Source organism: Acidobacteriota bacterium, assembly GCA_016715115.1.
In the GTDB taxonomy this organism is placed as follows: domain Bacteria; phylum Acidobacteriota; class Blastocatellia; order Pyrinomonadales; family Pyrinomonadaceae; genus JAFDVJ01.
This window is the reverse complement of the sequence record JADKBM010000001.1, coordinates 324326-337111: the sequence shown is the minus strand read 5'-3', so window position 1 is coordinate 337111 and position 12786 is coordinate 324326. Positions and strand designations below refer to the sequence as shown.

The window sequence follows — 12786 nt, the reverse complement described above, 5'->3', positions numbered from 1 at the left end:
AAACTGATCGAAAACACAACTCATTCCGAACCGGAACGGCGCACCGTTTCGATAAATGCTCGGGCTCCGGGACGAAGTCTGCGTTCGTAGGTCACGCGGTCGACGTCGAACAGTCCGAACTTCTGCGTGTAGCCTTCCGCCCATTCGAAGTTGTCGAGAAGCGTCCAATAATAATAGCCGCGGATGTCCCGACCTTCGCGGATGGCCTTTGAAACCGCATAAAGACTCTGACGGATGTATTTATCGCGACGGTCATCGAGTGCGTCGGCAATGCCGTTCTCGGTGATGATGATCGGTTTCTTGAGCCTTGCCGCGTCGTCGATCGCGCGTGAAATCCCCTCGGTGTAGATCGTGTAGGGCATATCGGTCATTTCTTCGCCCTCGACTGGAAGACTCCGCGTCGCCTTCTTGAAATCGGACTCAAACCGATAAGCGTAATGCGAATAATAGTTTACGCCGACAAAGTCGAGCGTCTCCGGCGCACTTCTGTCCGTGTAAGACAGATCGGCCTCGAAAGGAACGTAGAAATTCATCGTTCCGTCACGGAAGAACCCGAGTACCGATTCATTGAATGTGTTCGAGGAAACCCGGGCGATAGCCCAGTCTCCGAGGTGCCAACGACGCGCGGGCTCAAACTGGAAGATGCTCACAGCCAGGCCGATCTCCGATTTCGGATTCGGGATTCCGGATTGCCTCGACTCGATCCGCTTCAGTTCCCGATAAACCTCGACGTGGGCCTTGAGGAGATTCTTCAACACTTCGGCGGCGAGTTTCGGGTCGGACCTGCCGGGAGGAAAAACGGTATTGAAATAACCCGACGTGACGAAGACGTTCGGCTCGTTGATCGTTACCCAATGCTTGACGCGATCGCGATAGCGTTCGAAGACGAGCTTTGAAAATTCGACGAAGCGCGCGATGTTCGCCTCGTTCTCAAACGCGCCGAGGCGTTCGAACCAGAGCGGATGAGTGAAATGATGAAGCGTGATCATCGGCTCGATCCCGTTCGCCTTCAACTCGTCGATCAGCCCGTCGTAATGCTTCAGCGCGTCTTCGCTGATCTTCCCCTTTTCTGGCTCGATCTTGTTCCACGCAAGCGAAAAGCGATACGAGTTGACGCCGAGTTCCTTCATCAGCCTGACGTCATCTTTTGCACGGTTCCAACCGTCGACCGCCTGGGTCGCATCGCTGCCGTCGCGGATCCGCTTCGGATCCTTTTCCCATTCACCCCAGTTCGTGTTTTCGTTGCTTCCCTCGATCTGGTGCGCGGCCGTCGCCGTTCCCCAAATGAAGCCCTTCGGAAAAGCAATGTCGTTGGTGTCGATCTTCGCCCAGTCCCAGCGCGTCTGCGGGTATTTGAAATGAAAGTAGGCGATCGCAACGGAATAGGCCGCGCCGGCGATTGCCGAGAAAATCAGGATCGTCTTCAGAATCCGTTTCATAGGGGTCAGTTGACTCTTTTCGGAATAGTTGAGAGTTGATAACTGATAGTTGAGATTGACGGCTCAATCATCGATTATCTCGAACAGTTTCAAATCCGTCCGCGACCGATCGCGTGCATCGCGATCTTGCCGAGCGCGTTGACGAAATGATTGAACCTCGAAAATCGTTCGTCTTTCGTGAACCCCCTCGAGTAACGAAAGTAGATCTGCTGCGCGATGACGGCGATTTTGAATGTTCCGAAGACGTAATAATAGAGAATGTTCGAAACGTCGCGTCCGCTCGCGACGGCGTACATTTCGACCAGTTCGGCGCGGGTGATGTTTTCCATCATAGCTCGCGGGTTGAACGGCATCGCGAGCATCTCCGGACCGGCCTCGCGCCCCATCCAATAGCCAAGCGTTGTTCCGAGATCCATCAGCGGTTCGCCGATCGTCGCCATTTCCCAATCGAGAACGGCAGTGATCTCGGTGACGTTCCGCGGATTCAGCATCACATTGTCGAATTTGTAGTCGTTATGTACGAGCGCCGCGCCTTCGGATTCGGGAATATGTGTTTCGAGCCATTCGATCGCGGTTTCAAGTTCGAACTGATCGGCAGTCTTGGCGTTGAAATAGCGCCTCGTCCAGCCTTCGATCTGACGCCCGACGTATCCTTCCGGCTTGCCAAGATCGCCGAGTCCGATCGCTTTGTATTCGATCGCGTGGAGCGCGGCGAGGTTATTGATGAACGATTCGCAAACGGCGTATTGAAGATCGGTCGAATCTTCAAGAAAATCCGGCGATTTGCCGCGGATGATCAGTCCTTCGCGGCGTTCCATCAGGTAAAATTCCGAACCGATCACCGATTCGTCGTCACAGTAAACCAAAGGCTTCGGCGCGGGCGCGTAAACCGGACTTAGTTTCGACAAAACGTTGAATTCGCGGGACATATCGTGCGCCGACTTGACCTGATTTCCGAACGGCGGACGACGCAGCACATATTCGGCGTCGCCGATCTTCACGCAGTAAGTCAAATTCGAACTTCCGGAAGGGAATTGGAGGATCTCGAGGTCATTCGACCCGGAATCGAGACGCGATGCCAGAAATTCCCGCAGTTTTGTCAGGTCGAGTTCTTCGCCGGCCCGCACCGGTCTGGTGTCTGAATCTGTCATCGTTCTAGTTCGGGTACTCTTGCTTGCACGATTATTTCGCCAATCGTACGGAATTGCAAAGTCGCCCGAAACCGGAGTGAAGCGATCGCCGAAAAAAGGGTCGCGGTCGAATTGAATCTCGACGGTTTCGGTATGAGAATAGGAATAGTTATGAACTTCGACTTTTCACCGAGATCCAAAGAACTTCAGAAGCGGCTTGAGTCGTTTATGCGTGAGTACGTTTATCCAAAAGAGTCCACGTACAGGGAAGAGATCAACACCGGCGACCGCTGGGCGCCACTGGACCTGATCGAGGAACTCAAGTCGAAAGCACGTGCCGAAGGACTATGGAATTTGTTTCTTCCGGAGATCTCCGGATTGACGAACCTCGAATACGCGCCTTTGGCCGAGATAATGGGCCGCGTCTTCTGGAGTTCCGAGGTCTTCAATTGTTCGGCTCCGGACACCGGCAATATGGAAGTCCTCGAGCGCTACGGAACGCCTGAACAGAAAGAAACCTGGCTTAGGCCGCTGCTTGCCGGCGAGATACGCTCTTGCTTTTCGATGACCGAGCCGGAGGTCGCATCGTCCGATGCGACGAATATCTGCGCGTCGATCGTCCGCGACGGCGACGAATATGTCCTGAACGGGTTGAAATGGTGGTCGACCGGCGCCGGAGACCCGCGCTGCAAACTGGCGATCTTTATGGGCAAGACAGATCCCGGCGCGGCGAAGCATTTACAGCAATCGATGATCCTGGTTCCGCTTGACGCGCCCGGAGTGAAGGTTGAACGCAACCTTCAGGTTTTTGGTTTTGACGACGCGCCGAACGGACATTCGGAGATCTCGTTCAGGGACGTTCGCGTGCCGGTCACGAATCTTCTGCTCGGCGAGGGGCGCGGGTTTGAGATCGCGCAGGGACGTCTCGGGCCGGGACGCGTTCATCATTGTATGCGCTTGATCGGCGTTGCCGAGCGCTCGCTTGAATTGATGTGCGCGCGCGCTAAAGCGAGAGTCGCTTTCGGGAAGGCGCTCGCGGAGCAGGGTGTGATGCGCCAGTGGATCGCCGAGTCGCGCCTGGCGATCGATCAAGCGCGGCTACTGGTGCTGAAGACAGCCTGGATGATGGATGAGGTCGGCAACAAAACGGCCCGCCGCGAGATCGCGATGATCAAGGCGGCGGTTCCGCCGATGGCGCTGAAGGTGGTCGACCGCGCGATTCAGGCTCACGGCGGTGCCGGAGTCTGCGAAGACTTTCCTTTGGCGAATTTTTGGATAATCGCGCGGATGCTGCAAATCGCCGACGGCCCGGATGAAGTTCATCTTGAGTCGATCGCAAAGATGGAGTTAAGACGGGAGAGAGTTTGACCTTTAACGCTGGATATTCGATTTTTGATCTTTGATTTTGGAGCGTTGACCAATGCTCGCTCGAGAAATCATCATTGAAAAGATCAAAGGTCAAAGGTCAAAGGTCAAAGGTCAAAGATCAAAAGAGCTATGAACATCAGAAACGTAACGCCGGAAGACGCCGCAATGGTTGTCGATGTTTACAATTACTACATCAAGAACACGCATCATACATTTGAAACCGAGCCGGTCGGCGCCGAGGAAATGGCGCGCCGAATCGCGGAAGTAACGAAGGATTTTCCGTTTCTCGTGGCCGAAGACGACGGCGCGATTCACGGCTACGCGTACGCCTCGCAGTTTCGTCTCCGGCAGGAGTTCGAGTTTACGGCCGAGGTTCTGATCTATGTCCGGAACGAGGCGAAGCAGAAGGGCATCGGCACCGCGCTTTACTCGCAGCTTTTCGATTTGCTCGCCGAAACGGACATTCATGCCATCGTTGCCGGAATCTCGTTCCCAAACGACGCGAGCATTCGTTTTCACGAGAAACTCGGATTCGAAAAGGTCGCGCATTTCAAGGAGGTCGGCTACAAACTCGGGCGCTGGGTCGATGTGGGTTATTGGGAACTGAGCAACAAACTCAATGACTAAGCGAACGATCTTTTTCGCTCACGCCAACGGTTTTCCCGCGCGGACATACAGCAAGATTTTTTCGCTGCTTGGCGACGAGTTTGAGATCGACTTCGTCGAGCGATTCGGGCACGATCCGCGCTTTGAAGTCACCGACAATTGGCCGCATCTCCGCGAAGAACTTCGCCACGCGATCGAAACGCGTCACTCCGAACCGGTGATTGGCGTCGGCCACAGCCTCGGCGGCGTTCTCCATCTGATGGTCGCCTGCGAACGCCCCGAACTCTACCGACAGATCATATTGCTCGACGCGCCGATCATCAGCCGTCTCAGCAGCCACGGACTGCGAATCCTCAAACTCGCCAAATTGATCGATCGCTACTCGCCGTCGCAAATGACGCGATTTCGTCGAAATACGTGGAAATCGCGTGACGAAGCGTTTGATCATTTCGCGGCCAAGCCGAAGTTCTCTGCGTTCGATCCCGATGTATTGCGTGACTACATCGACTACGGAACGGTCGAAACCGAGAAGGGGATCGAACTCTTCTTCACGCCGCGCGTCGAAGCCGCGATCTATCGGACGATCCCGCACCATCTGCCGAAACTCCGCGGGCGCCTCCGCGTCCCGACCGCCTATGTCGGCGGTTCAGATTCGCGCGAGGGCCGTCTTGCCCGGCTTTCTTTTATGCAGAAGCATTTCGGGATTGAAGTCGAGACCGTTCCGGGATCGCATCTTTTTCCATTCGAAAGTCCGGAAATGACGGCTTCGACGATCCGGTCCTTGATCCTCGGTCCTTGATTCCCGGCGAATAGCCTTCAACCCAAATTACGCTTCAGGATCTCCATCGCGGATTCTTGACGACCTCGCTTTCTCGAAAGTTGCGCTCCTTGCGAACTCCGCGCGGGAAAATGCCTCATCGGCGAAGGGCGCAAAGTCCGCCAAGATCAGTCAGTACCAGTTGCGGTAGCGGATGGCTGACGATCGGCATACGAACTGCCGATCGGACAGCGGGGGCGGCAGACTGCCACGGCAAACCATCCGCTACCGCAGATGGTACTGACCTGTCTTTGCGGACTGCACTTGTAAAGCCTGCCGTGCGTGGCCTATTTTAGCGTGTTTGGCAGAAAAGAAGGTTTCTATGGCTTAATCCGGGTTCAAAGCTCGAAGACCCAAATCCAAAAGGGTTTCCCGTCATTCTGACCGAAAACAGTTCAAACTGAGAAATTAATGTGTCAAAAAGCGTTAAACATTGTAAATAATTGTTGACAACTATTTGTCACTCCTGTAGTTTGGAAATGTAGCGACCGACACAAGGTCCTATCCTATCGCCACCTAAAAGCAAAATTCATGTGCGAACAGATTCACTCTTGCGGAATCAGTCACACAGGCCAAGGATGAAAAAACGAATCAGGTGTTTTGGCTCTCCGTCAGTTTAGACCTATCAACAGTTGTCCCGTCTTCGCTGTCAAGTCCGAAAAGGTGGTAAAAAAGATTCCCCCAGTTAGCCAAGACCCTGAATCGTTTTGTTCCTTAAAAGACAGAAAATCAAAGAAAAATGATGATTGCCGCCAGAGCGGCTCAAGGAGTAGAAGAGAATGCTATTCGGTAAAAAGAAAGGCGTTGCCGGTTTGGATGTCGGTTCAAGCTCTGTCAAAGTCGTCGAACTCGACGGAAAATTGAGCAGTTTGAATTTGGTCGGACTCGGGTTCGAAAACCTTCCGGATGATGCGATCGTCGACGGGCAGATAATGGAGATGAACGCCGTCAGCGAAACGATCCAGGACGTTTGTCGGAATCATCAGATAAACGCGCCGCAGGTCGTAACCGGCGTCAGCGGGCATTCGGTGATCGTCAAGAACATCGTGTTGCCGCCGATGAGCCGGGACGAGCTTGAAGAGTCGATCGATTGGCACGCCGAAGAGCACATTCCGTTCGATCTTGCCGACGTTAGCCTCGACTATCACATCACCGAGCAGTCGAACAGTGCGACAAGCGTCGTCATCGCCGCGTGCAAACGCGAGCGCATCGACAGTCTGAAGCAGGCGGTCCAGCTTGCCGGCAAACAGCCGGTGGTGATCGACATCGACACCTTCGCGCTTCAGAACTGCTACGAGATCAATTATCAGCCGGACGCCTCGCAGGTCGTCGCGCTGCTCAACATCGGCGCCTCGACGATGAACGTCAATATCGTTCAGGGCGTCAATTCGGTGTTCACACGCGACATCACCGTCGGCGGCAGCCAGTTCACAGATATTCTCCAGCGTAACCTCGGGCTCAGCTATCAGCAGGCGGAGGCGGTCAAGCGCGGAGTTTCCGACGCTTCGAACGGCGTTGACGAGAAATCGATCGAACCCTTGATCAACAACGTCACCGAGATGGTCGCGATGGAGATCCAGAAGACCTTTGACTTTTACCGCGCGACGACCGAAGACAGCGGCGTCCAGGTGCAGAAGATCCTGATCAGCGGCGGCGGTTCGAAACTCGCCGGGCTGGCCGAAGACATTTCCCGAAAGCTCGAACTGCCGGTCGAGGTCCTCGACCCGTTCCGTCAGATCAAAGTCGACACGCGGAAATTTGACCCCGATTACCTGAGTGAAATTATGCCGGAGATGGCGGTTGCCGTCGGATTGGCAGTAAGGGGAGTTGAACTAAGATGATCAAAGTAAACCTATTAAATTCAGTAACCGAAAGACATAGCGGCACGGTCGCAACCGTCGAACGGAAAGTCGGAAGCGCGACGTCTCGTCTCCTCCTGATGGCTGCCGCGGTCTTCGTCCTGGCGATCGCACTCATTGGCTGGGACGTGGTCAGCACCCAGATGGCGAAAGCCGACGCCGAGGCGAGGCTCGAGGAACAGAAACGCATCGCGTCTGAACTCGAAGCGGTGATGAAGGAGCAGAAGGAACTCGAAGCGAAGATCGCCGCGATCGATGCCCGCATCGGTGCGATCAAGAAGCTTCGCGAAGAACAGTCGGGACCGAGCGCGGTGCTTGACGCGCTGCGAGAACGCATTTCGATGGTTCCGGGGCTTTATCTCGAAAGCGTTGAGCAAAAGGGAGATCAGCTCGAGATCCGCGGAACGTCGAACGACGAATCGGCGCCGACTCGATTTGGTCAGAGTCTCGAATTCTCCGGCGGCCTGTTCTCGAACCTCGGTATCGAAACAACGCGCAAGGAAGAAGCCATCACGACCCAGGCTTCGACGACGACACCGACGACGACCAACCCGGCGGAAGCCCCGAAACTCGTATCGTTCGATTTCGTGATCCGTTGCGCGTATTCGGCGAAAGCCGGTCAAAATCCGACGTCGACGACGGCGGCGAACCAACCAGGTCCGGGCGGTCCCCCGAACGGCGCCCCGGCTCCGCCGCAAGTCGCAAAGAATTAACAGTTTAGCGAAAAGCTGAAGCGGTTTGAGAATAACCAAAGAGTAGAAGGAAACCGAGATGTTAGAAAAATTCAAAGCCCTTGCGTGGCACATACAGTTAATCGTTCTGGTCGGACTCGCGGCCCTGCTTTATCTGTCGGTCTGGTATTTCGTGACCAGCGGAACGCGTGCTGAAATCCAACAGCTTGAGGATCAGGTCGCACAAAAGACGTCGCAGAATGAAACGGCGCGGGTCGCGACTCAGAGAATCAACGAGTTTCGCTCGGTCTATGCGAGCAAGTCGCAGGAATACGACGAACTCAAGGTCCTCTTGCCGGAACAGCGCGAGATCACCAACGTTCTTCAGGGACTCCAGGATACCGCCAGCGGAAGCAAACTCGTTATGATGCGTTTCAATCCGCGCGAAGATTCGCAGAAGGACGGCGTGATGGCCAAACCGGTCGAGGTTGAAGTCGACAGCAACTTCGCGAATCTGCGGGTTTTCTTCGACAAGATGGCGAAACTTCAGCGAATCGTCTCGATCAGCGATTTCAAGCTGACGAGGCTTCCGGCCCAGACCGGCGACCGTACGCTTCATTCACGATTTATGCTGACGGCGTATTATGCGTCGCCTGACGATCTGACACCGAAACCGGCCGCGCAAAAGCCCGGAGATCCTAATGCGCCGACGCCGGCCGGAGCGCCGAACAGCCAGCCCCAACCGGCTCCGCAGCAGCCCGCCGCGAAATAGTCGCATCACCTACAAGTTCTTTTCCGAAGAGAGAGAAAGCCATGAGAAACAAATCAATTGTGAAACGTTATCTTTGTCTGAGTTTGGTTACGGTCGGGTTGGTTCTGATCGCGGGCAGCCTCAACGAAACCAACGCGCAGTGCAACGGCGATCCGTTCTGCACTCCGAGTTGGAAACAGCCGAAGAAGCAGGCCGGAGCGACCACACCGGGAGCGACGAAACCGACCAAACCCGGTCCGCCGCCGGTGATCGCGGTTCTCGCGCCGCCGATCGAACAGCGCATCGCCTTTTACAAGCAACAGCGCGAAACGGCTGTCGTGAACGGACTTCCGGTACCGAAGGTGACGAGCGTCCTGACACTCGATGAACTGGCGATCACCGGAATTTTCAAGACACCGCGCGGTTACGCCGCGATGGTCGAGGCCGTGCCGATAAAGCTCTCCTATACGATCTATCCGGGCGAGAAATTCTTTGACGGGCAACTCGTCGCGATCGAGGACAATCGCGCGGTCTTCCGCAAGGTGACGAAGATGAGCAACAGCAAATTCATCACCGCGGTCGAGAACAAGACTCTTCGCGAATACACGGTCCAACAAGAGGTCCAGGGCACCGCGCCGGTTCAGCAGAATAGCCAGCAGACGCCGGGCCAGACCGAGGTTGTCAACAATTCGACGCCGACCCAGCCGCAGACCGCTCCGACGACGACCGGATCGACCACGACCCAGGTCGTGACGCCCGGCAGGATCGTCTCGCCGGTCGATGAAATGAACAACCAGCCGGTCGAGACGCCAAAGGATTCGGTCAAGGACAGCAAAAAGTCCAAGAAACCGGTGAGGACGGCCAAGAAGTCCTGATCGTCACAAAGTCTTTTACGGGTGTCCCCCGGGGTTTCTCCGGCGCGCCTGATTCCACAGTAAAAGTTAAACCCGTGGTCTCCGGTCAACGAGATCAAAATTTGGGAGGAAGCAATGAATTTTCTTCAGAAAGCGAGCGTTGTGTGCCGTCAGGCAGTCTTCGCTATGATATTGGTAAGCTCTTTTGCGGTCGCGACGAGCGCTCAGGCCGACTGCAAATCGTACGGCTGCGCCGGATTTATCGGCGAACCGATCAACCTGAAGGTCGTAAATGCCGACATTCGCGACATTCTCAACTACATCACCGAGCAGTACGGAATCAACTTCGTGATCGACAACTCGGTCAAGCAAGTTCCGGTGACGGTCAATGTCAACGAAGTTCCCTGGAACGTCGCGCTTGACTCGGTGCTGATGTCGCAGGATCTGTCGGTTCAGGTGAACGGTCCGATCCTTCGCGTCGCGGACTCGAAGAAACTCGCCAGCGAGCGCGAGACCCAGAATCTGATCGCGGCTTCGAAGCTAGACGGTTCGCCGCTTTACACCGAATTCGTCCGTCTCAACTATGCCTGCGCGGGAGCGTGCGCCTCGGGGACCGGTTTCACGACCGGAAGCACGGGCGGCGGTGCCGGCGGCGGCGAAGATCAGGGAATCCTGGGCGTCGTCAAGAAACGTCTGTCGCGGCGCGGCGCGGTCGAAGTCGACAGCCGCAGCAACACACTGATCATCACCGACGTTCGCGAGAACATCGATGCCATCCGCCAGCTCGTATTCCTGCTCGATCAGCCTGAACCGCAGGTCGAGATCGAAGCGCGCATCGTAATTGCCAACCGCAACTTCAGCCGTGATATGGGCGTTCAGCTTTCGGGCTTCGTGCTCGGAAACGACGGCCGCGCGGCAGGCGGATCTTCGCTTCCGAACGCGACGTCGACCGGCAACTCCGGCGGCGGAAGCACGGGCGGAGGAAGCACGACCGCCACGACGAACAACCCGTTGCCGTCGCCGATCAACCGCGAGCCGAACAACAACCTCGCCTCGCAGATCGCGAATACGGTCATCGGTTTGACGACCGGCAGGATCGGTACGGCGCAGATCAATCTTCTGCTGACGGCCGGCGAACAGAAGGGCCAGGCCAAGATCGTTGCGACGCCGCGTGTCACCACGCTCAACAAACAAAAGGCGGAAATCGAAAGCGGCACGCAGATCCCGGTCGTCACGACACAGAACAGCGGCAACCAGACGGGCGGCGTCGTCTTCACGACGACCTTCGTTTCGGTCCCGCTGCGTCTTGAGGTCATCCCGCAGGTCACGGATCTCGGTACGGTCGTCCTCGACGTCGTTGCCGAGAACAGCTCGATCAATTCATCGATCGCGGTCGGCGGCACGCCGGCGATCAACACCCAGCGGATGAAGACGAAAGTCACGGTTCCCGACGGCGGGACGACGGTCGTCGGCGGCGCGTTGCTTGATTCGGAAAGCGACGACACCTTCCGAACGCCGGGTCTGTCGAAGGTTCCGCTGCTTGGAAATCTCTTCAAACGCAAGGCCGTTGGCCGCACGACGAATGAGATCCTGTTCTTCATCACGCCGCGCATCTACCGCGCCGATGTAAACGGAAATCAACTGCCGTCGAAGGTCGGGGACGGAACGCGTTCGACGACGATCCTGCAACCGGTTCCGCTCGGCAATCCGCAGTCGAACTCGAGCAAGGAAACGCCGACGCCGACAATGCAGCCGCAGATCGCGCCGACTGTCAGCAAACAGCCGGAAATGAATCCGAAGCCGTAATCATCAAGACGAAAGATGGCATTCCCTGCCATCGGCAGCCGGCCGACCGACACCGACCCGGCCGGTTGCCGAAAAGGGAACTGATTCTTCGAGAAAGAGAGTCCAATATCATGTTGAAAACCGCATAAGCTTCAACCTCTCCCGTCAGGCGTTTCGACGCCTGACGGGTTTTCCCCTTAGCTCACTCTTCTTCAATCAATTTTGTTTTTTGTGGAACAACAATGTTATTCCCTGTTTGATATAGCAGGAAATGCCTTGGTTTCCGATTGTTAAAGCGATGAACACGCAATACCCCAAGATCCAGAAAAAGCGTCAATGGCAAAAGGGATTTAGTTTGCCCGAATTGGTCGTTGTCCTGCTTGTCGGCGCTATCATCCTCGTATTGGCCCTGCCGCAGATCATTTCGTCGCGGCGCCTGTTCCGTTTCGCCGGCGTCCAGCGCCAGGTCGCGACCGGCTTGCGCGAGGCACGCCAGGAAGCAATGGGGCAACGCCGGCCGATCACGATCCGATACGACAACGCCGCCAAGACCCTGACCACCTTCGGCGGAGAATTCGGCGCTTTGGGCGATGCCAAGAACCGCGTCACGATGCTCGCCGATACAGGGATCGAGCCCGCGGACGTGACTTACGGGCGTCCGGCGGGAGCTACAAGCGCCGCGCTTGCGGACACCACGAACCTGACGGCGCTCACTTCGGGAGCGGTCGAAATCACATTTCAATCCGACGGCTCGGTGCTGGACGGCGCAGGCAATCCGCAAAACAAGGCAGTTTTCTTTTATCACGACAAGTATCGGCTCGAAACCGCGTTTGCGGTTTCAATCCTGGGTGCCGGCGGTCGGGTAAAGCTTTGGCGTTACAGCGAGGGAGCGAACGCCTACATCGAGTAAAAATGAAACATCAATCAAAACCTCGCAACCTCCAGAACGGTTTTTCGATGATCGAGGCGATCGCCGCGATCTTCGTGATGACGATCGGCTTGATCGGAACCGCCGCGGCCTTGAGCTATGCCGTTCACTACGGTTCGATCAGCCGCAACGTGACGACCGCGAAGGGGATGATCGTTTCAACGATCGAAGAGATCGAGACTCTGCGCAATTCAAGACGGCTCAGCTTTCGGCAGATCGCCAATGTCGGAAGCGTCGAAAACGCGGGTTCGACCGCGACATTCGGCGGATTTGCGACCGGCTTTCAAGACATTTCGCTTGATCCCGGTCCGGACGGCGTTTCAGGCACAACCGACGATTTGACCGACGCGGGGCCCGACGGAACGTTCGGGACGGGTGACGATTACACCAATCCGGCGCTCGTCAGAAGCGGATACAGGCGCGAGATCGCGATCACGAATCTGAGCGCGTCACTAAAGCGGATCGAAATCACGATCCGATATTTCGGCAGCGGCGGACGGGTCGGCGAGATCAACGGCGTCGCTTATTTGAATGACGAGACTCGAACGACGCATTAATGCACTTCGAAAATGGGGATC

General features: G+C 56.1%; 12 protein-coding genes. 10 read left to right on the top strand and 2 right to left on the bottom strand.

The window, feature by feature from the left end; translation table 11 throughout:
* Window positions 1-20 precede the first annotated feature (20 nt).
* Together IPN69_01435 and IPN69_01430 are read right to left on the bottom strand one after the other, a co-directional pair.
* Entirely contained in the window at window positions 21-1439 is a 1419-nt protein-coding gene (locus tag IPN69_01435) for a glycoside hydrolase family 1 protein (GenBank protein MBK8809382.1), read from the bottom strand.
* Between the two features lie 89 nt (window positions 1440-1528).
* Window positions 1529-2590 (bottom strand): phosphotransferase family protein, encoded by a 1062-nt coding sequence (locus IPN69_01430; GenBank protein ID MBK8809381.1) that lies wholly within the window; start codon window positions 2588-2590, stop codon window positions 1529-1531.
* 150 nt (window positions 2591-2740) lie between these two features.
* Here IPN69_01430 and IPN69_01425 point away from each other — a divergent pair, with 150 nt between their 5' ends.
* From IPN69_01425 to IPN69_01380, 10 genes are all read left to right on the top strand, one after another.
* The gene (locus IPN69_01425) at window positions 2741-3937 is read left to right on the top strand and encodes an acyl-CoA dehydrogenase family protein (protein ID MBK8809380.1); all 1197 of its coding nucleotides are present in this window, start codon (window positions 2741-2743) and stop codon (window positions 3935-3937) included.
* A 129-nt stretch (window positions 3938-4066) separates the two neighbouring features.
* Window positions 4067-4564, top strand: coding sequence for an N-acetyltransferase (locus IPN69_01420; GenBank protein MBK8809379.1), 498 nt, complete (start codon window positions 4067-4069; stop codon window positions 4562-4564).
* On the top strand, window positions 4557-5342 hold the full coding sequence (locus IPN69_01415) for an alpha/beta hydrolase (protein ID MBK8809378.1): 786 nt from the start codon (window positions 4557-4559) through the stop codon (window positions 5340-5342). The genes IPN69_01420 and IPN69_01415 overlap by 8 nt, the downstream gene beginning before the upstream one ends.
* Window positions 5343-6139: 797 nt before the next feature.
* Entirely contained in the window at window positions 6140-7201 is a 1062-nt protein-coding gene (pilM, locus tag IPN69_01410) for a type IV pilus assembly protein PilM (protein ID MBK8809377.1), read from the top strand.
* Window positions 7198-7932, top strand: coding sequence for a PilN domain-containing protein (locus tag IPN69_01405; protein ID MBK8809376.1), 735 nt, complete (start codon window positions 7198-7200; stop codon window positions 7930-7932). Before pilM ends, IPN69_01405 begins: the two co-directional genes overlap by 4 nt.
* Window positions 7933-7990: 58 nt before the next feature.
* Window positions 7991-8662, top strand: coding sequence for a type 4a pilus biogenesis protein PilO (gene pilO / locus IPN69_01400; protein MBK8809375.1), 672 nt, complete (start codon window positions 7991-7993; stop codon window positions 8660-8662).
* Window positions 8663-8703: 41 nt separating this feature from the next.
* Window positions 8704-9516, top strand: a complete 813-nt coding sequence (locus IPN69_01395) for a hypothetical protein (protein MBK8809374.1) — start codon at window positions 8704-8706, stop codon at window positions 9514-9516.
* A gap of 114 nt (window positions 9517-9630) precedes the next feature.
* The gene (gene pilQ, locus IPN69_01390) at window positions 9631-11301 is read left to right on the top strand and encodes a type IV pilus secretin PilQ (GenBank protein MBK8809373.1); all 1671 of its coding nucleotides are present in this window, start codon (window positions 9631-9633) and stop codon (window positions 11299-11301) included.
* 277 nt (window positions 11302-11578) lie between these two features.
* Entirely contained in the window at window positions 11579-12190 is a 612-nt protein-coding gene (locus IPN69_01385; protein ID MBK8809372.1) for a GspH/FimT family pseudopilin, read from the top strand.
* Between the two features lie 2 nt (window positions 12191-12192).
* Window positions 12193-12765 carry a hypothetical protein gene (locus IPN69_01380; GenBank protein ID MBK8809371.1) on the top strand — a complete coding sequence of 191 codons (573 nt, stop codon included), beginning with the start codon at window positions 12193-12195 and terminating at the stop codon, window positions 12763-12765.
* Window positions 12766-12786 lie beyond the last annotated feature (21 nt).

Bases quoted from the DNA above. Each gene is read 5' to 3' on its own strand.
- IPN69_01395 (MBK8809374.1), top strand. From the start codon at position 8,704: ATGAGAAACAAATCAATTGTGAAACGTTATCTTTGTCTGAGTTTGGTT.
- IPN69_01405 (MBK8809376.1), top strand. From the start codon at position 7,198: ATGATCAAAGTAAACCTATTAAATTCAGTAACCGAAAGACATAGCGGC.
- IPN69_01420 (MBK8809379.1), top strand. From the start codon at position 4,067: ATGAACATCAGAAACGTAACGCCGGAAGACGCCGCAATGGTTGTCGAT.
- IPN69_01385 (MBK8809372.1), top strand. From the start codon at position 11,579: ATGAACACGCAATACCCCAAGATCCAGAAAAAGCGTCAATGGCAAAAG.
- pilQ (MBK8809373.1), top strand. From the start codon at position 9,631: ATGAATTTTCTTCAGAAAGCGAGCGTTGTGTGCCGTCAGGCAGTCTTC.
- IPN69_01425 (MBK8809380.1), top strand. From the start codon at position 2,741: ATGAACTTCGACTTTTCACCGAGATCCAAAGAACTTCAGAAGCGGCTT.
- IPN69_01380 (MBK8809371.1), top strand. From the start codon at position 12,193: ATGAAACATCAATCAAAACCTCGCAACCTCCAGAACGGTTTTTCGATG.
- IPN69_01430 (MBK8809381.1), bottom strand. From the start codon at position 2,590: ATGACAGATTCAGACACCAGACCGGTGCGGGCCGGCGAAGAACTCGAC.
- IPN69_01415 (MBK8809378.1), top strand. From the start codon at position 4,557: ATGACTAAGCGAACGATCTTTTTCGCTCACGCCAACGGTTTTCCCGCG.
- pilO (MBK8809375.1), top strand. From the start codon at position 7,991: ATGTTAGAAAAATTCAAAGCCCTTGCGTGGCACATACAGTTAATCGTT.
- IPN69_01435 (MBK8809382.1), bottom strand. From the start codon at position 1,439: ATGAAACGGATTCTGAAGACGATCCTGATTTTCTCGGCAATCGCCGGC.
- pilM (MBK8809377.1), top strand. From the start codon at position 6,140: ATGCTATTCGGTAAAAAGAAAGGCGTTGCCGGTTTGGATGTCGGTTCA.